Source organism: Streptococcus sp. HMSC071D03 (genome assembly GCF_001812125.1).
Lineage (GTDB): Bacteria > Bacillota > Bacilli > Lactobacillales > Streptococcaceae > Streptococcus > Streptococcus pseudopneumoniae_N.
Map to the genome: position 1 here is coordinate 52,478 of NZ_KV807718.1, position 16,781 is coordinate 69,258.

A 16,781-nucleotide genomic window follows, 5' to 3' on the forward strand; every position below is an offset into this window, starting at 1 on the left:
TTAGAAGAAAATTGTTAGAAAGGTAAGGGCTAGTGGTGTTTACCATGGGGCTCTTGGTATCATGATTATGGCAACTTATGAAACTTTTGCGGCGGTCTATGATGCGGTTATGGATGATAGTTTATACGACAAATGGACGGACTTTTCTCTGCGTCATTTACCTAAAACCAAGGACAGAAAGAAACTCTTGGAGCTTGCTTGCGGGACAGGGATCCAGTCTGTGCGCTTTTCTCAAGCGGGTTTTGATGTGACTGGACTTGATTTGAGTGCGGATATGTTGAAGATTGCCGAAAAGAGAGCGGCTTCAGCCAAGCAAAAGATTGATTTCATTGAAGGCAATATGCTGGATTTATCCAAGGCTGGTCAATACGACTTTGTCACGTGTTACTCGGACTCAATCTGTTACATGCAGGATGAAGTGGAAGTAGGGGATGTCTTTAAAGAAGTCTATAATGCTCTCAATGAGGATGGGGTCTTTATCTTTGATGTGCATTCGACTTACCAGACAGATGAGGTCTTCCCAGGCTATTCCTACCATGAAAACGCCGAAGACTTTGCCATGCTTTGGGATACCTATGAGGACGATGCTCCTCACTCCATCGTGCATGAACTGACCTTCTTTGTCAAGGAGGCAGATGGTTCCTTTAGCCGTCATGATGAGGTACATGAGGAACGAACTTACGAGGTCTTGACCTATGATATCTTGCTGGAACAGGCTGGTTTCAAATCCTTCAAACTCTTTGCGGACTTTGAAGACAAGGAGCCTACAGAAACTAGCACCCGTTGGTTTTTTGTGGCACAAAAGTAGGAGAATATCATGACCATTACAGGTATTATCGCGGAGTTCAATCCTTTTCATAATGGCCACAAATACCTGCTGGACCAGGCGGAGGGACTGAAAATTGTTGCCATGTCTGGGAATTTCATACAGCGTGGGGAGCCTGCTATCGTGGATAAGTGGACACGGGCTCAGATGGCGCTGGAAAATGGGGCGGACTTAGTGGTAGAATTGCCCTTTTTAGTCAGTGTCCAAGCAGCAGATTTTTTCGGTCAAGGAGCTGTGGGTATCTTGGCTCGCTTGGGCATTGATAGTCTAGTTTTTGGGACAGAGGAAGTTCGAGATTATCAGAAAATCGCTGACTTATACACAGAGAAAGGAGTTGAGATGGAGAAATTTGTGGAAAATCTGCCTGATTCTCTCTCTTATCCTCAGAAAACGCAAGCTATGTGGAAGGAGTTTGCAGGTCTTGATTTTTCAGGCAATACGCCTAATCATGTCCTTGCTCTCGCTTATGCCAAGGCGGTTGCAGGACGAAACATCAGACTTCATCCGATTCAGCGTCAGGGGGCTGGTTACCATTCTGTGGACCAGGATGTGGACTTCGCCTCGGCGACAGCCCTCCGTCAGCACCAAAGGGACAAAGATTTCTTAGAACGCTTTATGTCTTCTGTTGCCATATTTGAGCAGGCCAGTAAGGTGAGCTGGGAAGACTATTTTCCCTTGCTCCGCTATCAAATCTTGTCCAATCCAGACCTAACCACTATCTATCAGGTCAATCAGGAAATGGCAGTGCGCATTAAAGAGGCTATTAAAACAGCCAAGTCTGTGGAAGACTTGGTTGAGGTGGTTGCGACCAAGCGTTACACCAAGGCGCGTGTTAGACGCCTCTTGACCTATATCTTGGTGCAGGCTAGAGAAAGTGATTCGCCAGAAGGTATTCATGTTCTCGGTTTTACCGAAAAAGGCAGGAACCACCTCAAATCTCTGAAAGAACAAGTCCATCTAGTCAGCCGAATTGGTAAAGAGCCCTGGGATGTCATGACCCAAAAGGCAGATCAAATCTATCAATTGGGGAATCCAAATTTCTCAGAGCAGAATTTTGGTAGAGTACCGATTAAAATCGAATCGAACTAAGTCTACTGAGAGGTAGGCTTTTTAAGTTTTTTCGAATAAATAGATAGAAATGGAAAAACTTGTACAAGTTCCTGACAATTTCTTTCTTTTCGTGTATAATAGTGGAAAAGAGGTAAAACGAGGTATGGTTATGGAAGCAGTTCTTTACTCAACTTTCCGAAATCATTTAAAGGACTATATGAAGAAGGTAAACGATGAATTTGAACCTTTGACAGTTGTCAACAAAAATCCAGACGAGGACATTGTAGTCCTTTCAAAGAGCGAGTGGGATAGTATTCAAGAAACCTTGAGAATTGCTCAGAATAAGGAACTTTCTGACAAGGTCTTGCGAGGAATGTCCCAAGTTCGTGCGGGACACACTCAGGTGCATGTGATTGAGGAGTGATGGATGCTACTCAAGTTTACAGAAGACGTCTGGGCGGATTATTGCTATTGGCAGAACCAAGATAAGAAAACACTAAAAAGAATCAATAAACTAATCAAGGATATTCAACGCGATCCTTTTACAGGAATTGGTAAACCAAAACCGCTCAAGTATGATTACCAAGGAGCTTGGTCACGTCGTATTGATGCAGAAAATCGCTTGATATATATGATGGATGGAGATAGCATCGCTTTCTTGTCCTTTAAAGATTACTACTAAGTCTACTGAGAGGTGGACTTTTTATAATTTGTGTGTAAAAAATCTTTAAAAATTTTCTTAGTAACAATAGCCTAGTTTATTAGGGAAAATAAGGATTTTTAGCCTTGAAATGACCAAAACAACTTCAAATTAAGGTTTGTTAAAAATGATTTTTTATGGTAAAATATATAAGAATGCATATCATTCGGATAAACAAATAAATTGAGGTAAAAACATGGAAATTATGGCGATTGTTATCGTTGTTTTTGCCGTCATCATTGGTTTAGTCATTGGATATGTCAGCATCTCAGTCAAGATGAAATCATCACAAGAGGCTGCAGAGCTGATGCTTTTAAATGCTGAACAAGAAGCAACTAATTTACGAGGACAAGCTGAGCGCGAAGCGGATTTATTACTCAATGAAGCTAAGAGCGAAAGCAAGTCTCTTAAAAAAGAAGCACTATTGGAGGCCAAAGAAGAAGCCAGAAAATACCGTGAAGAAGTGGACGCTGAATTTAAATCAGAACGTCAAGAACTCAAGCAAATCGAAAGTCGTTTGACCGAACGTGCTAGCAGTCTTGATCGTAAAGATGACAATTTGACGAACAAAGAAAAAACACTTGAACAAAAAGAACAAAGTATTTCTGATAGAGCAAAAAACCTTGATGTACGTGAAGAGCAACTAGAAGAAATTGAGAAACAAAAGCAAGCTGAACTAGAACGTATCGGAACTCTGACTCAGTCGGAAGCAAAAGACATTATCTTGGCTCAGACAGAGGAAAACTTAACTAAGGAAATTGCTGGTCGTATTCGTGAGGCTGAGCAAGAAGTCAAGGAACGTTCAGACAAATTGGCTAAGGATATCTTGTCCCAAGCTATGCAGAGAATTGCTGGTGAGTATGTGGCTGAGTCTACTAACTCTACGGTTCATCTGCCTGATGATACCATGAAAGGTCGCATCATTGGTCGTGAAGGGCGTAACATCCGTACTTTTGAAAGTTTGACAGGGGTTGATGTCATCATTGATGATACGCCAGAAGTGGTAACCTTGTCAGGTTTTGATCCTATCCGTCGCGAGATTGCCCGTATGACTATGGAAACCTTGCTTAAGGATGGACGTATTCACCCAGCTCGTATCGAAGAGTTGGTTGAGAAAAATCGTCAAGAGATTGATAACAAGATTCGTGAATATGGTGAAGCTGCAGCCTATGAAATTGGTGCACCGAATCTTCACCCAGACTTGATGAAGATTATGGGTCGCTTGCAGTTCCGTACTTCATACGGACAAAACGTCTTGCGTCACTCGATTGAAGTGGCTAAGTTGGCTGGTATCATGGCTAGTGAACTTGGTGAAAATGCTACCCTTGCTCGTCGCGCGGGATTCCTTCACGATATTGGTAAAGCCATTGACCGTGAGGTAGAGGGTAGCCACGTTGAGATTGGTACTGAATTGGCTCGCAAGTACAAGGAACACCCAGTTGTGGTCAATACTATTGCCAGTCACCACGGAGATGTAGAACCTGAAAGTGTGATCGCAGTCATCGTTGCTGCGGCGGATGCCTTGAGTGCTGCCCGTCCAGGAGCTCGTAGTGAATCACTTGAAAGCTACATCAAACGTCTCCATGATTTAGAGGAAATTGCTAATAGCTTTGAAGGTGTTCAAAATAGCTTTGCCCTTCAAGCAGGTCGCGAAATCCGTATCATGGTAAATCCAGGTCAAATCAAAGATGACAAAGTCACAATCTTGGCTCATAAAGTTCGTGAGAAAATCGAAAACAATCTCGATTATCCAGGAAATATCAAGGTAACCGTGATTCGTGAACTTCGTGCAGTTGATTATGCAAAATAAATAAGAAAGAGCAGTTGAAAAATTACTGCTTTTTTGTTACACTAGATAGAAAGATTGTAGTGTGCAGAAATGGCTTTAGACATATAATCTTACAGAAATTTTCAAGTCATTTCACAAACTATCTAAAGGAGACATAATGGCAGACCGAGGCTTACTAATCGTTTTTTCAGGTCCTTCAGGAGTTGGAAAAGGAACGGTTAGACGAGAAATTTTTGAGAGTTCTGAAAACCAATTTCAATATTCTGTATCTATGACAACGCGGGCACAACGTCCAGGTGAAGTAGATGGTGTTGATTATTTCTTCCGTACACGGGAAGAATTTGAAGAATTGATCCGTCAAGGGCAAATGTTAGAGTATGCAGAGTATGTAGGCAACTACTACGGAACTCCTCTGACCTATGTCAACGAAACGCTTGATAAGGGAATCGATGTCTTTCTTGAAATTGAAGTGCAGGGAGCTCTTCAGGTTAAGAAAAAAGTTCCAGATGCTGTCTTTATCTTTTTGACACCACCAGATCTGGAAGAATTGCAAGACCGTCTCGTAGGCCGTGGTACCGATAGTGCAGAAGTAATTGCTCAGCGTATCGAAAAAGCCAAGGAAGAAATTGCTTTGATGCGTGAGTATGACTACGCTATTGTAAATGATCATGTTCCTCTTGCCGCAGAACGTGTCAAACGTGTGATTGAAGCAGAACATTTCCGTGTAGACCGCGTGATTGGTCATTATCAGGATATGCTACCAAAGTCTCCGACTATTCGATAAAATTTAGAAAACAGGTACAAACAAATGATGCTTAAACCCTCTATTGATACCTTACTTGACAAGGTACCATCAAAATATTCACTCGTCATCTTGGAAGCAAAGCGTGCTCATGAATTAGAAGCTGGAGCACCTGCTACTCAAGAATTTAAATCTGAAAAATCTACTCTTCGTGCCCTGGAAGAAATTGAATCTGGGAATGTAACCATCCACCCAGATCCAGAAGGGAAACGCGAAGCTGTTCGTCGTCGTATCGAAGAAGAAAGACGATTGAAAGAAGAAGAAGAAAAGAAAATTAAAGAGCAAATCGCGAAAGAAAAAGAAGAAGGTGAAAAAATTTAAGGTTGGGGGGACTCAATCTTATTTTTTCTATTGTAAGAATACTCAATCAATTAAAAGGATTTAAGCAAAGAAGGAGGTGAGGATATGGCTATTGCAAAAATCATTGTGGATGTTCCCTTGATGCAGACAGACCAGCCATATAGCTACAAGATTCCAGAGGAATTTGAAGAGATGCTGGAAGTTGGCATGCGAGTTCATGTGCCTTTTGGGAAGGCCAATCGCTTGATTCAGGGAATTGTTCTTGGGTTGGAGTCTCAATCTGATGCAGATGTGGCAGACGAGGACTTAAAAGAAATTGCCGAGGTACTGGACTTTTCTCCTGTCTTAACGGAGGAACAACTCTGGCTAGCTGAAGAACTACGTAAATCAGTCTTCTCATACAAAATCTCTATTCTTAAAGCCATGCTTCCTGGATTTTTGAACTCTAGTTATGATAAAATCCTCTATCCTCTGGAAGGCTTGAGTCAGGAAGATAAAGAGCGATTGTTTGGTTCGCAGGAGTCTCTAGCATTTTCATCTCTTGACCTGGGAAAGCAAGCTGAGATGATGCGTTTGACCCGAAAAGGAATCTTGAAGCTAGAGTATCAGGCTGTGGATCAGAAGAAAGTTAAGACGCAGTCTTGGATTCAAGTGAATCTTAATCATTTAGAAAAACTAGAAATCTCAAATCGTGCCAAGAAGAAATTGGAACTGCGAGATTATTTATTAGCTCATCCAGAAAGTACTCCTTTGTCAGCCTTATTAGAAAATTACTCACGGGAACAAGTCAATTTCTTTGTGGAACAGGGTGCTTTGACGATTCTTCAGAAGGAAGTTCAACGTTCAGCTGCTTACTTTGAAGGAATCGAGTCAAATCAAGCCTTAGAGTTAAACCCAGAGCAAAAAGTAGCCTGTGAGGCGGTTGCTGGCGCGATAGGGAAGCAACACTCTCCCTTTCTCCTTCAAGGAATTACAGGAAGTGGGAAAACTGAGGTTTACTTGCAGATTATCCAAGGTGCCTTGGATATGGGAAAAACAGCGATTGTTCTTGTACCAGAGATCTCTCTGACACCTCAAATGACAGAGCGATTTATTGCTCGTTTTGGTGAACAAGTAGCCATTCTCCATTCGGGTTTGTCCAATGGTGAAAAGTACGATGAATGGCGCAAGGTGGAGCGTGGAGATGCTCAGGTAGTTGTAGGGGCCAGATCTGCTATTTTTGCGCCTTTAAAAAATCTAGGTGTTATCATTATCGATGAAGAGCATGAGGCCAGCTACAAGCAAGATAGCAATCCGCGTTATCATGCTAGGGATGTGGCTCTTTTACGAGCCCAGTACAATCAAGCAGCATTAGTCCTTGGTTCTGCAACACCGAGTTTAGAAAGCCGTGCACGTGCTGGCAAGGGTGTCTATCAGCATCTGCGTCTGACTCAACGGGCCAATCCTTTAGCAAGTATTCCTGAAGTTCAACTCATTGACTTCCGTGATTACATCGGGCAGAATGAAACATCAAACTTTACACCTCCTCTCATTGAGGCAATTCAAGATCGACTGGACAAAAAAGAGCAGGTTGTTCTCATGCTCAATCGTCGTGGTTATTCCAGTTTTGTCATGTGCCGGGAATGTGGGACCGTCGATACCTGTCCTAACTGCGATATTTCCTTGACCTTGCACATGGATACTAAGACTATGAATTGTCATTATTGTGGTTTTTCTAAGGAAATTCCTCATGTCTGTCCAAACTGTCAAAGACGCAGTATTCGTTACTATGGAACAGGAACTCAGAAAGCCTATGATGAGCTAACAGAACTCTTTCCAGAGGCACGTATTCTGCGCATGGATGTGGATACAACTCGTAAGAAGGGCAGTCACCAAGCTCTACTAGACCAGTTCGGAAAAGGAGAGGCAGATATTTTACTGGGGACCCAGATGATTGCTAAGGGATTGGATTTTCCAAATGTGACCTTGGTTGGTGTTCTCAATGCGGACACAGCCTTGAACCTGCCTGATTTCCGTTCTTCTGAGAGAACTTTCCAACTCTTGACCCAGGTGGCAGGACGAGCAGGAAGGGCTGAAAAAGCTGGGCAGGTCTTGATCCAGTCTTACAATCCTCAGCACTATGCTATTCGCTTTGCCAAGGATCAGGACTATGAAGGCTTTTATGCCTATGAAATGGGCATCAGACGTCAGTTGGGTTATCCACCTTATTATTTCACAATTGGAATTACCTTGTCTCATAAGAAAGAAGAAGAGGTTCTTAAACGTGCTTATCAAGTCATGGAAATATTGCGGTCAGGTTTGTCGGATGCTAGTATAATTCTTGGTCCAACGCCAAAACCTATTGCTCGAACCCACAACCTCTATCATTACCAGATTTTAATCAAATACCGTTTAGAAGATGATCTTGGTCCAACCCTTAACCAGGTCTTGGCCTTGACACAAGAACGGGAAAATAGCGAACTTCGTCTCAGTATTGACCACGAACCGCAACAATTTTTATAAGAAGGAGAAGATATGACAAAACTAATATTTATGGGAACGCCTGAATTTTCAGCGACTGTTTTAAAGGGACTTTTGACAGATGATCGCTATGAGATTCTAGCAGTTGTAACTCAGCCAGACCGTGCAGTTGGACGTAAAAAAGTCATCCAAGAAACCCCAGTGAAACAAGTTGCCAAAGAGGCAGGACTTCCTATTTACCAACCTGAAAAATTATCGGGTAGTCCAGAAATGGAAGCCATCATGAATTTGGGAGCTGATGGGATTGTAACAGCAGCTTTTGGACAATTCCTCCCAAGTAAACTCCTTGATAGCATGGATTTTGCAGTCAATGTTCATGCTTCGCTCCTTCCTAAACACCGTGGTGGTGCTCCTATCCATTATGCCTTGATTCAGGGTGATGAGGAGGCAGGAGTAACCATTATGGAAATGGTCAAGGAAATGGATGCAGGAGATATGATTTCTCGTCGTAGTATTCCAATTACTGATGAGGACAATGTCGGCACCTTATTTGAAAAATTGGCTATAGTGGGTCGTGATTTACTTTTAGAGACCCTTCCTGCTTATATAGCTGGTGAAATTCAGCCTCAACCGCAAGATCCAAGCCAGGTTACATTTTCGCCTAATATCAAACCTGAGGAAGAAAAGTTGGACTGGAACAAGACCAACCGTCAACTCTTTAATCAAATCCGTGGGATGAATCCATGGCCAGTTGCTCATACCTTCCTCAAGGGAGAACGCTTCAAAATCTATGAAGCTCTGCCTGTAGAAGGGAAGGGTAATCCGGGTGAGATACTCTCCATCGGTAAGAAAGAATTGATTGTCGCAACAGCAGAAGGAGCTCTATCTCTCAAACAGGTTCAACCAGCAGGAAAACCTAAGATGGACATTGCTTCCTTCCTCAACGGTGTTGGACGAAGTTTGGCTGTAGGAGAACGATTTGGTGACTAAAGTAGAAACGGCTAGAAACTTAGCCTTAAAGGTGCTAGAGGATGTCTTTGTCAATCAAGCCTACTCCAATATCGCCTTAAATAAACACCTTAAGGGAAGTCAACTGTCAGCAGCAGACAAGGGCTTAGTGACAGAGCTTGTTTATGGAACCGTAGCTCGTAAACTAACTTTAGAATGGTATTTGTCTCACTTTATTGAGGATAGAGACAAGCTAGACAGCTGGCTCTATGTTTTGCTTCTCATGAGTGTCTACCAACTCCAATACTTGGATAAGCTTCCTGATCATGCAGTGGTCAATGAAGCGGTGGAACTGGCTAAACTTCGCAAAAAGGGTAGCGAAAAATTGGTCAATGCAGTTTTGCGCCGTATCCTGCGAGAAGGTTTGCCAGATATTGCCTCTATCAAGCGTAAAAATAAGCGTGATTCTATTGCCTATTCTTTACCAGTTTGGTTGATTTCGAAACTCAAGGAAGAGTACGGGGAGGAGCGAGCGCAAGCGATTTTTGAGAGTCTTTTGCAACGGAATAAAGCCAGTATTCGCGTAACAGATTTGAACCGAAAAGAGGAAATCAAAGCTCTGCTCGGTGCAAGTGATTCTGCTTTATCAGCTTCTGGTCTGGTCAAGGAGCAGGGGCATTTTGCAGGCCATGATTTATTTGCTGAAGGTGCTATTACTATTCAGGACGAGTCTAGTCAACTGGTTGCTCCAACTCTTGATTTACAAGGCACTGAGCAGGTTTTGGATGCCTGTGCAGCCCCAGGTGGTAAGACAGCTCATATAGCCTCTTACCTCACGACCGGTCAAGTAATAGCTCTAGACTTGTATGACCACAAGTTAGACTTGATTCAAGAAAATGCTCAGCGTTTAGGCGTAGCAGACCGTGTTCAAACACAAAAATTGGATGCCCGAAAGGTTCACGAGTTTTTTGGTAAGGATCAATTTGATAAGATTCTTGTTGATGCCCCTTGCTCAGGGATTGGTCTATTGCGTCGGAAACCAGATATCAAATACAATAAAGAAACATCAGATTTCGCGTCATTACAGGAAATTCAGCTGGAAATATTAGGTAGTGTTTGTCAAACACTACGAAAAGGTGGTATAATAACCTATAGTACCTGCACTATTGTCTCGGAAGAGAACTTTAAAGTGGTTCAAGCATTTTTAGAAAGTCATCCCGAGTTCGAGCAGGTTAAACTAGAACACGAATGCAAGGATATTCTAAAAGATGGCTGTATCCTTATTACTCCGGAATTATACGGAAGTGATGGATTCTTCATCAGCCAATTTCGTAAGATGTCCAATTAGGAAGGAACTGACACAATGGAGATTTCATTATTAACAGATGTGGGTCAGAAACGTACAAATAATCAAGACTATGTCAATCTTTTTGTCAATCGAGCAGGTTGTACAATGATTCTCTTGGCTGACGGAATGGGAGGTCATCGCGCAGGAAATATTGCTAGCGAAATGGCTGTGACTGACTTGGGTGTGTCATGGGTAGATACCCAGATCGACACCGTTAATGAAGTTCGCGAATGGTTTGCCCACCATCTAGAAGTTGAAAATCAAAAGATTTATCAACTAGGACGAGATGAAGCCTACAAGGGAATGGGGACAACCCTCGAAGCTCTTGCGGTTATCGGAAATCAGGCAATTTATGCCCATATCGGAGATTCTAGAATCGGTCTCATTCGAGGGGAAGAGTACCGTCAACTGACAAGTGATCATTCCTTGGTTAACGAATTGCTCAAGGCAGGTCAACTGACACCAGAAGAGGCAGAAGCGCATCCACAAAAAAATATTATCACCCAATCTATCGGACAAAAAGACGAAATTCAACCTGACTTGGGAATTGTCAGCTTGGAAGCTGGAGACTATCTCTTGCTCAATAGCGATGGTCTGACAAATATGATTTCACCTAGTGAAATCTGTGATATTGTCACAAGTGATATCTCGCTTGATGATAAAGCAGCGACCTTGATTCGTTTTGCAAACAATGCCGGAGGGCTTGATAACATTACAGTTGCCCTTGTTTCAATTGAGGAGGAGGCGGCACTATGATCCAGATCGGCAAGATTTTTGCCGGGCGGTATCGGATTGTCAAACAAATTGGCCGTGGAGGTATGGCAGATGTCTACCTGGCCAAGGATTTGATTTTAGACGGGGAAGAGGTAGCTGTAAAGGTCTTGAGGACTAACTACCAGACTGACCCGATTGCTGTTGCTCGTTTTCAGCGTGAAGCGCGTGCAATGGCTGACTTAGATCATCCCCATATCGTTCGGATAACGGATATCGGCGAAGAGGACGGTCAACAGTACCTGGCTATGGAATATGTAGCCGGTCTTGATCTCAAGCGCTATATCAAAGAACACTATCCCCTATCAAATGAAGAAGCTGTCCGTATCATGGGTCAGATTCTCTTAGCTATGCGCTTAGCGCACACTAAAGGTATTGTCCATCGTGACTTAAAACCTCAAAACATTCTTTTAACTCCGGATGGGACGGCCAAGGTAACGGACTTTGGGATTGCCGTAGCCTTTGCAGAGACCAGTCTGACTCAGACCAACTCTATGTTGGGTTCTGTGCATTATTTGTCACCTGAGCAGGCTCGTGGTTCTAAAGCAACGTTCCAAAGTGACATCTATGCCATGGGGATTATTTTCTATGAAATGCTGACAGGGCATATCCCTTATGATGGCGATAGTGCAGTAACCATCGCTCTCCAGCATTTCCAGAAACCACTGCCGTCAGTTATCGCTGAAAACCCATCTGTTCCCCAAGCTTTGGAGAATGTGGTTATCAAAGCAACTGCTAAAAAGCTAACAGATCGATACCAGTCGGTTTCAGAGATGTATGTTGATTTATCTAGCAGTCTATCTTATAACCGTAGAAATGAACCTAAACTTGTTTTTGATGATGCTACTAAGGCGGACACAAAGACATTGCCAAAGGTTTCTCAAACAACCTTGACCTCTATTCCTAAGGTTCAACCACAGACAGATAGCCATCAGGCAACTAAAGCTAGCTCAGAAGTAAGTACTAAAAAATCTGTGGAAAAACCAGTGAAAAACCGTCGTTTTAAAGCACGTTATCTAGTTCTACTAGCAAGTTTCGTATTGGTTGCCGCTTCTTTGGTGTGGATTTTATCCAGAACACCAGCTACTGTTGAGATTCCAAAAGTTGCAGGACAAACAGTCGCTGAAGCTAAGGAAACCTTGAAAAAAGCCAACTTTGAAGTCGGTGATGAGAAAACGGAAGCGAGTGATACGGTAGAAGAAGGGAGAGTTATTCGTACAGATCCAGATGCTGGCTCAGCTCGCAAAGAAGGGTCTAAAGTTAATCTAATCATATCTTCAGGTAAACAATCATTTAAGATTGGAAACTATATTGGACGCAAATCTACTGATGTTATTGCAGAATTGAAAGGGAAAAAGGTTCCTGAAAATCTGATTAAGATTGAAGAAGAAGAGTCCAGTGAATCAGAATCAGGTGTGATTTTAAAACAGAGTCTAGCAGAAGGTACAACCTATGATCTTAGCAAGGCAACTTCTATCGTTTTGACTGTTGCTAAAAAGGTGACAACCGTGACCATGCCAAGTTATATTGGCTCAAGTCTTGAATTTACAAAGAATAACTTAATTCAAATTGTTGGTGTCAAAGAAGCCAATATCGAAGTAGTAGAGGTATCGACAGCTCCTGAGGGTACTGCTGAAGGAACTGTTGTGGATCAAAGTCCAAAACTAGGTGAGAAAGTTGATTTAGCTACGACCCGTATAAAGATTTCTATTTATAAACCAAAAACCCCACCATCATCTTCTTCTGTTCCATCTTCGAGCCAGCGTAACTCTAACAGGACAGATAATACGGTGCCGTCTCAAAGACCATCGACACCATCTTCGTCTACACCAACTCATGTGGACGAACATAACACGGATAACTAAATAATCTTTGTCACAGTTTTTGTGGCAAAGATTTTTTTTCCTCCGAAATTATGATAAAATAAAATGGAGTTTGAAAAAGGAGGGAAACATGGAAGAATCAAAAAAACTGAATGCAGTTATTGATGTCATCATGCTGGCAGGAACGATTTTACTTCGTAATGGTTCTGAGATTTATCGTGTTGAAGATACCATGATTCGGATTGCTCATTCACAGGGCATTATGGATTGTAATGTTTTAGCCATGCCTGCCGCCATTTTTTTCTCCATTGAAAATACAAATATCTCTCGTATGAAGCGAGTGACCTCCTCTGCTTATAATATTGAGAAGGTGTGTGATGTCAACCAGATTTCACGGCAGCTTGTATCAGGACAGCTGGATTTGGAGACAGCCTTTATCCAACTAAAGGAATTAAATGCCAAGGCATCTCCCTATACCAATGTTCAACTAACTGCTGCAGCGACCCTCAGTGCTCCTTTCTTTTCAATCATGTTCGGTGGGAATGTCTACGATGCAATCGGAGCAGGAGTGGCGACCTTGTTTGCTTTTACTTGCTCTCTCTATGTAGAAAAGTTTATTCGTATCCCTTTTATGACTGCTTTCGCAGGAGCTCTTGTCTTTGGTTTGATTGCACAATTTTGGGCGCGCTATTCTGGTTTACAATCGACGGCGGATTTAGTGATTGCAGGTGCGGTTATGCCCTTTGTGCCTGGAATTGCCCTTACCAATGCTGTTCGAGATATTATGACCAACCATATCAACTCTGGTATGAGCAAGATGTTTGAATCCTTGCTGATTACCCTTGCCTTAGGGGCTGGAACATCAGTCGCCCTCTTACTCATGAACTAATATGACACTAACAACATTTTTATTGCAAGCTCTGGCAAGTCTGCTTGCTATTATCACCTTTTTAATCGTCTTAAATGTCCAGCGTTCCATGCTCATACCTGGTGGTGTTTTGGGAATGTCTATCTGGCTACTCTATCTGATACTCAAGGAACCAACCAATGTTATTTTGGCAACCTTTATTGCTGCGGTGATTGGTTCTTGTGTCAGCCAGATTATGAGTATCCTCTATAAGACACCAGCAGTTGTTTTTGCTCTGGCTATATTGGCACCACTAGTACCAGGTTATCTGTCCTATCGAACCACTTCCTTCTTCGTTACAGGTGACTACAGTCATGCCATTTCTAGTGCCATGTTAGTCATGATGTCGGCTCTCGTTATCTCCATTGGAATGGCCAGTGGAACAGTTTTGTTGAAATTGTATCATTATCTCAAAAAGAATCGAGCTAGCTAAGACTCGATTTTTTGTAGCCCTAAAGTTCTGTTTGTTGGACTAGCCTAAAAATGAGATAAGGTTTTGAAAATGAACTTGATTTGGGGAATCAAGTCTTTTTTAGCGCTTTTGACTTCAATTGTGATAAAATAGAGGTGAACGAATTTTTACAATGAATGATAAAAATAGAGGTAAATATGACAATCGGTATTGATAAGATTGGTTTTGCGACCAGTCAATACGTTTTGAAATTACAAGATTTAGCAGAAACCCGAGGAATTGATCCTGAAAAATTGAGTAAAGGACTCCTTTTAAAAGAATTGAGTATCGCTCCTTTAACAGAGGATATTGTTACTTTGGCTGCTAGTGCAGGAAATTCTATCCTGACTGAAGAAGAGAAGCAAGAGATTGATATGGTTATCGTTGCGACAGAGTCTGGGATTGACCAGAGTAAAGCTGCAGCTGTCTTTGTACACGGTTTGCTTGGAATTCAACCTTTTGCTCGTAGTTTTGAAATCAAGGAGGCTTGCTATGGTGCAACTGCAGCACTTCACTATGCTAAGTTACACGTAGAAAATTCTCCAAAATCAAAAGTTTTGGTACTAGCCAGTGATATTGCAAGGTATGGTGTTGAAACTCCTGGAGAACCAACTCAAGGTGCAGGCTGTGTTGCCATGTTGATTAGCCAAAATCCACGCGTTATGGTCTTCAACAACGATAACGTTGCGCAGACTCGTGACATTATGGACTTTTGGCGTCCAAATTATTCAACGACACCATTTGTAAATGGGGTTTACTCAACACAGCAGTATCTTGATAGCTTAAAAACGACTTGGGAAGAGTACCAAAAGCGTTATGATTGCGACTTGAATGATTTTGAAGCTATTTGTTTCCATTTGCCATATCCAAAACTAGCTCTCAAGGGATTGAAAAAAATCCTCGATAAATCTCTACCTCAAGAGAAAAAGGATTTACTTCAAAAGCACTTTGATGAATCCATTATTTATAGTCAAAAAGTTGGAAATATCTATACGGGTTCACTCTTTTTAGGACTCTTGTCTCTTCTTGAAAATTCTGATAGTCTGAAAGCTGGGGATAAGATTGCCCTCTACAGCTATGGTAGTGGTGCTGTATCTGAGTTCTTCAGTGTGGAATTGGTCGAAGGCTATGAACAGCAATTGCAGAAAAATCGCTTAGACTTGCTAGACCAGCGTCAAGCATTGAGCGTAGCTGATTATGAACGAATCTTCTTTGAGGAAGCAAACTTTGATGAGTCTGGTTCTGCAACCATGTCAGGCTATGAAGGACAGGACTATGCTCTGGTTGAGATTGTAGAACACCAACGTCGCTACAGCAAGGTTGAAAAATAATGAAAAAAAATTGGAATGGATTTGCTAAAAAATCAATTCAAGAGCGCCTTGAGTTCGTTAAGTCTCAGGCGCTTACTTCTATGGAAGCCCAAGACAGTCTTGAGCAAAATGAAAATCTTAGTCTAGCAGTTGCGGACCAGCTGAGTGAGAATGTGGTGGGGACCTTCTCGCTTCCATACTCAATAGTTCCAGAAGTACTGGTAAACGGTCAAGAGTACACCGTTCCTTATGTGACCGAAGAGCCATCTGTTGTTGCTGCAGCTAGTTTTGCTAGTAAGATTATCAAACGTGCGGGTGGTTTTACTGCTCAGGTTCATCAACGCCAAATGATTGGTCAGGTAGCTCTTTATCAGGTTCCAGATAGGGATAAAGCATGTCAGGCTATTTTGAGTCAGAAAGCAGAGCTGCTCGAACAAGCAAACCAAGCCTATCCATCTATTGTCAAACGTGGTGGTGGAGCCAGAGAGCTAACAGTTGAGAAAATTTCTGGTGAGGCTGATTTTTTAGTGGTTTATCTCCATGTGGATACTCAGGAAGCCATGGGAGCTAATATGCTCAATACCATGCTTGAAGCTTTAAAACCTAGCTTAGAGGCTCTAAGTCAAGGGCAAAGTTTAATGGGCATTTTATCCAACTACGCAACAGATTCTCTAGTAACTGCAACTTGTCGGATTGCCTTTCGTTATTTGAGTCGCCAGAAGGATGAAGCGCGTGAACTAGCTGAAAAAATGGTTTTAGCCAGCCAGTTTGCTCAGGCAGATCCTTATCGAGCAGCTACTCACAATAAGGGAATATTTAATGGAATCGATGCTCTCTTGATTGCTACTGGAAATGATTGGCGGGCTATCGAAGCGGGAGCGCATGCCTATGCCAGTCATGATGGTTCCTATCGAGGTCTCAGTCGTTGGACGATGGATTTGGAAACAGAAGAGCTAATAGGAGAGCTGACCATGCCGATGCCGGTTGCTACCAAGGGTGGATCAATTGGTCTCAATCCTAGAGTCGTTCTCAGCCATGAGTTGCTTGGTCATCCATCTGCCAAAGAATTGGCTCAAATTATCGTTTCGATTGGTCTCGCTCAAAACTTTGCAGCACTTAAAGCTCTGGTCAGCACAGGGATCCAGCATGGACACATGAAACTTCAAGCAAAATCTCTAGCACTTTTAGCAGGAGCTACAGAGAAAGAAGTACCTAAGCTAGCAGAAAGCTTGATTGCTGAAAAAACTTTTAATTTAGAAAAAGCCCAAACTCTTTTGAAAAACTTAAGATCATAAG

Annotated in this window: 16 protein-coding genes; all 16 read left to right on the plus strand. The window is 42.3% G+C overall.

Translation table 11 applies throughout. The features are described from left to right. Positions 1–67: 67 nt before the first annotated feature. Positions 68–808 (plus strand): class I SAM-dependent DNA methyltransferase, encoded by a 741-nt coding sequence (locus tag HMPREF2837_RS02930; RefSeq protein ID WP_049549289.1) that lies wholly within the window; start codon positions 68–70, stop codon positions 806–808. A gap of 9 nt (positions 809–817) precedes the next feature. Next, entirely contained in the window at positions 818–1,915 is a 1,098-nt protein-coding gene (locus tag HMPREF2837_RS02935; protein ID WP_049549267.1) for a nucleotidyltransferase, read from the plus strand. A 130-nt stretch (positions 1,916–2,045) separates the two neighbouring features. Then, the gene (locus tag HMPREF2837_RS02940) at positions 2,046–2,300 is read left to right on the plus strand and encodes a type II toxin-antitoxin system Phd/YefM family antitoxin (protein WP_186822552.1); all 255 of its coding nucleotides are present in this window, start codon (positions 2,046–2,048) and stop codon (positions 2,298–2,300) included. A 3-nt stretch (positions 2,301–2,303) separates the two neighbouring features. After that, entirely contained in the window at positions 2,304–2,558 is a 255-nt protein-coding gene (locus tag HMPREF2837_RS02945; RefSeq protein ID WP_049549268.1) for a Txe/YoeB family addiction module toxin, read from the plus strand. Positions 2,559–2,772: 214 nt separating this feature from the next. After that, complete coding sequence (locus HMPREF2837_RS02950) at positions 2,773–4,386, plus strand: ribonuclease Y (protein ID WP_049549269.1); 1,614 nt, start codon at positions 2,773–2,775, stop codon at positions 4,384–4,386. Positions 4,387–4,522: 136 nt separating this feature from the next. Beyond that, the gene (gene gmk / locus HMPREF2837_RS02955) at positions 4,523–5,149 is read left to right on the plus strand and encodes a guanylate kinase (RefSeq protein WP_000775049.1); all 627 of its coding nucleotides are present in this window, start codon (positions 4,523–4,525) and stop codon (positions 5,147–5,149) included. Between the two features lie 24 nt (positions 5,150–5,173). Further along, positions 5,174–5,488, plus strand: coding sequence for a DNA-directed RNA polymerase subunit omega (gene rpoZ / locus HMPREF2837_RS02960; protein WP_006146546.1), 315 nt, complete (start codon positions 5,174–5,176; stop codon positions 5,486–5,488). 84 nt (positions 5,489–5,572) lie between these two features. After that, complete coding sequence (locus tag HMPREF2837_RS02965) at positions 5,573–7,969, plus strand: primosomal protein N' (protein WP_075230621.1); 2,397 nt, start codon at positions 5,573–5,575, stop codon at positions 7,967–7,969. 12 nt (positions 7,970–7,981) lie between these two features. Further along, positions 7,982–8,917: a methionyl-tRNA formyltransferase gene (gene fmt / locus HMPREF2837_RS02970; RefSeq protein ID WP_049549271.1), complete on the plus strand. Its 936-nt coding sequence runs from the start codon at positions 7,982–7,984 to the stop codon at positions 8,915–8,917. Continuing rightward, complete coding sequence (rsmB, locus tag HMPREF2837_RS02975; RefSeq protein WP_049549290.1) at positions 8,910–10,223, plus strand: 16S rRNA (cytosine(967)-C(5))-methyltransferase RsmB; 1,314 nt, start codon at positions 8,910–8,912, stop codon at positions 10,221–10,223. The genes fmt and rsmB overlap by 8 nt, the downstream gene beginning before the upstream one ends. 15 nt (positions 10,224–10,238) lie before the next feature. Beyond that, positions 10,239–10,979: a Stp1/IreP family PP2C-type Ser/Thr phosphatase gene (locus tag HMPREF2837_RS02980; protein ID WP_049549272.1), complete on the plus strand. Its 741-nt coding sequence runs from the start codon at positions 10,239–10,241 to the stop codon at positions 10,977–10,979. After that, positions 10,976–12,859: a Stk1 family PASTA domain-containing Ser/Thr kinase gene (gene pknB / locus HMPREF2837_RS02985; protein ID WP_049549273.1), complete on the plus strand. Its 1,884-nt coding sequence runs from the start codon at positions 10,976–10,978 to the stop codon at positions 12,857–12,859. Before HMPREF2837_RS02980 ends, pknB begins: the two co-directional genes overlap by 4 nt. A gap of 88 nt (positions 12,860–12,947) precedes the next feature. Next, positions 12,948–13,706: a threonine/serine exporter family protein gene (locus HMPREF2837_RS02990; protein WP_075230622.1), complete on the plus strand. Its 759-nt coding sequence runs from the start codon at positions 12,948–12,950 to the stop codon at positions 13,704–13,706. A gap of 1 nt (position 13,707) precedes the next feature. Beyond that, on the plus strand, positions 13,708–14,157 hold the full coding sequence (locus tag HMPREF2837_RS02995; protein WP_049549275.1) for a threonine/serine exporter family protein: 450 nt from the start codon (positions 13,708–13,710) through the stop codon (positions 14,155–14,157). A gap of 176 nt (positions 14,158–14,333) precedes the next feature. Next, positions 14,334–15,506: a hydroxymethylglutaryl-CoA synthase gene (locus HMPREF2837_RS03000; RefSeq protein ID WP_049549276.1), complete on the plus strand. Its 1,173-nt coding sequence runs from the start codon at positions 14,334–14,336 to the stop codon at positions 15,504–15,506. Next, a complete protein-coding gene (locus HMPREF2837_RS03005; protein WP_075230623.1) occupies positions 15,506–16,780 on the plus strand; it encodes a hydroxymethylglutaryl-CoA reductase, degradative in 1,275 nt (424 codons plus the stop codon). The genes HMPREF2837_RS03000 and HMPREF2837_RS03005 overlap by 1 nt, the downstream gene beginning before the upstream one ends. The last annotated feature ends 1 nt before the right edge of the window (position 16,781 follow it).

Excerpts from the sequence above, each read along its gene's own strand:
- HMPREF2837_RS02965 (WP_075230621.1), top strand. The coding sequence starts at position 5,573 with ATGGCTATTGCAAAAATCATTGTGGATGTTCCCTTGATGCAGACAGAC.
- pknB (WP_049549273.1), top strand. The coding sequence starts at position 10,976 with ATGATCCAGATCGGCAAGATTTTTGCCGGGCGGTATCGGATTGTCAAA.
- HMPREF2837_RS02935 (WP_049549267.1), top strand. The coding sequence starts at position 818 with ATGACCATTACAGGTATTATCGCGGAGTTCAATCCTTTTCATAATGGC.
- HMPREF2837_RS02980 (WP_049549272.1), top strand. The coding sequence starts at position 10,239 with ATGGAGATTTCATTATTAACAGATGTGGGTCAGAAACGTACAAATAAT.
- gmk (WP_000775049.1), top strand. The coding sequence starts at position 4,523 with ATGGCAGACCGAGGCTTACTAATCGTTTTTTCAGGTCCTTCAGGAGTT.
- HMPREF2837_RS02945 (WP_049549268.1), top strand. The coding sequence starts at position 2,304 with ATGCTACTCAAGTTTACAGAAGACGTCTGGGCGGATTATTGCTATTGG.
- HMPREF2837_RS02990 (WP_075230622.1), top strand. The coding sequence starts at position 12,948 with ATGGAAGAATCAAAAAAACTGAATGCAGTTATTGATGTCATCATGCTG.
- HMPREF2837_RS03005 (WP_075230623.1), top strand. The coding sequence starts at position 15,506 with ATGAAAAAAAATTGGAATGGATTTGCTAAAAAATCAATTCAAGAGCGC.
- HMPREF2837_RS03000 (WP_049549276.1), top strand. The coding sequence starts at position 14,334 with ATGACAATCGGTATTGATAAGATTGGTTTTGCGACCAGTCAATACGTT.
- HMPREF2837_RS02995 (WP_049549275.1), top strand. The coding sequence starts at position 13,708 with ATGACACTAACAACATTTTTATTGCAAGCTCTGGCAAGTCTGCTTGCT.
- HMPREF2837_RS02940 (WP_186822552.1), top strand. The coding sequence starts at position 2,046 with ATGGAAGCAGTTCTTTACTCAACTTTCCGAAATCATTTAAAGGACTAT.
- fmt (WP_049549271.1), top strand. The coding sequence starts at position 7,982 with ATGACAAAACTAATATTTATGGGAACGCCTGAATTTTCAGCGACTGTT.
- HMPREF2837_RS02930 (WP_049549289.1), top strand. The coding sequence starts at position 68 with ATGGCAACTTATGAAACTTTTGCGGCGGTCTATGATGCGGTTATGGAT.
- rpoZ (WP_006146546.1), top strand. The coding sequence starts at position 5,174 with ATGATGCTTAAACCCTCTATTGATACCTTACTTGACAAGGTACCATCA.
- HMPREF2837_RS02950 (WP_049549269.1), top strand. The coding sequence starts at position 2,773 with ATGGAAATTATGGCGATTGTTATCGTTGTTTTTGCCGTCATCATTGGT.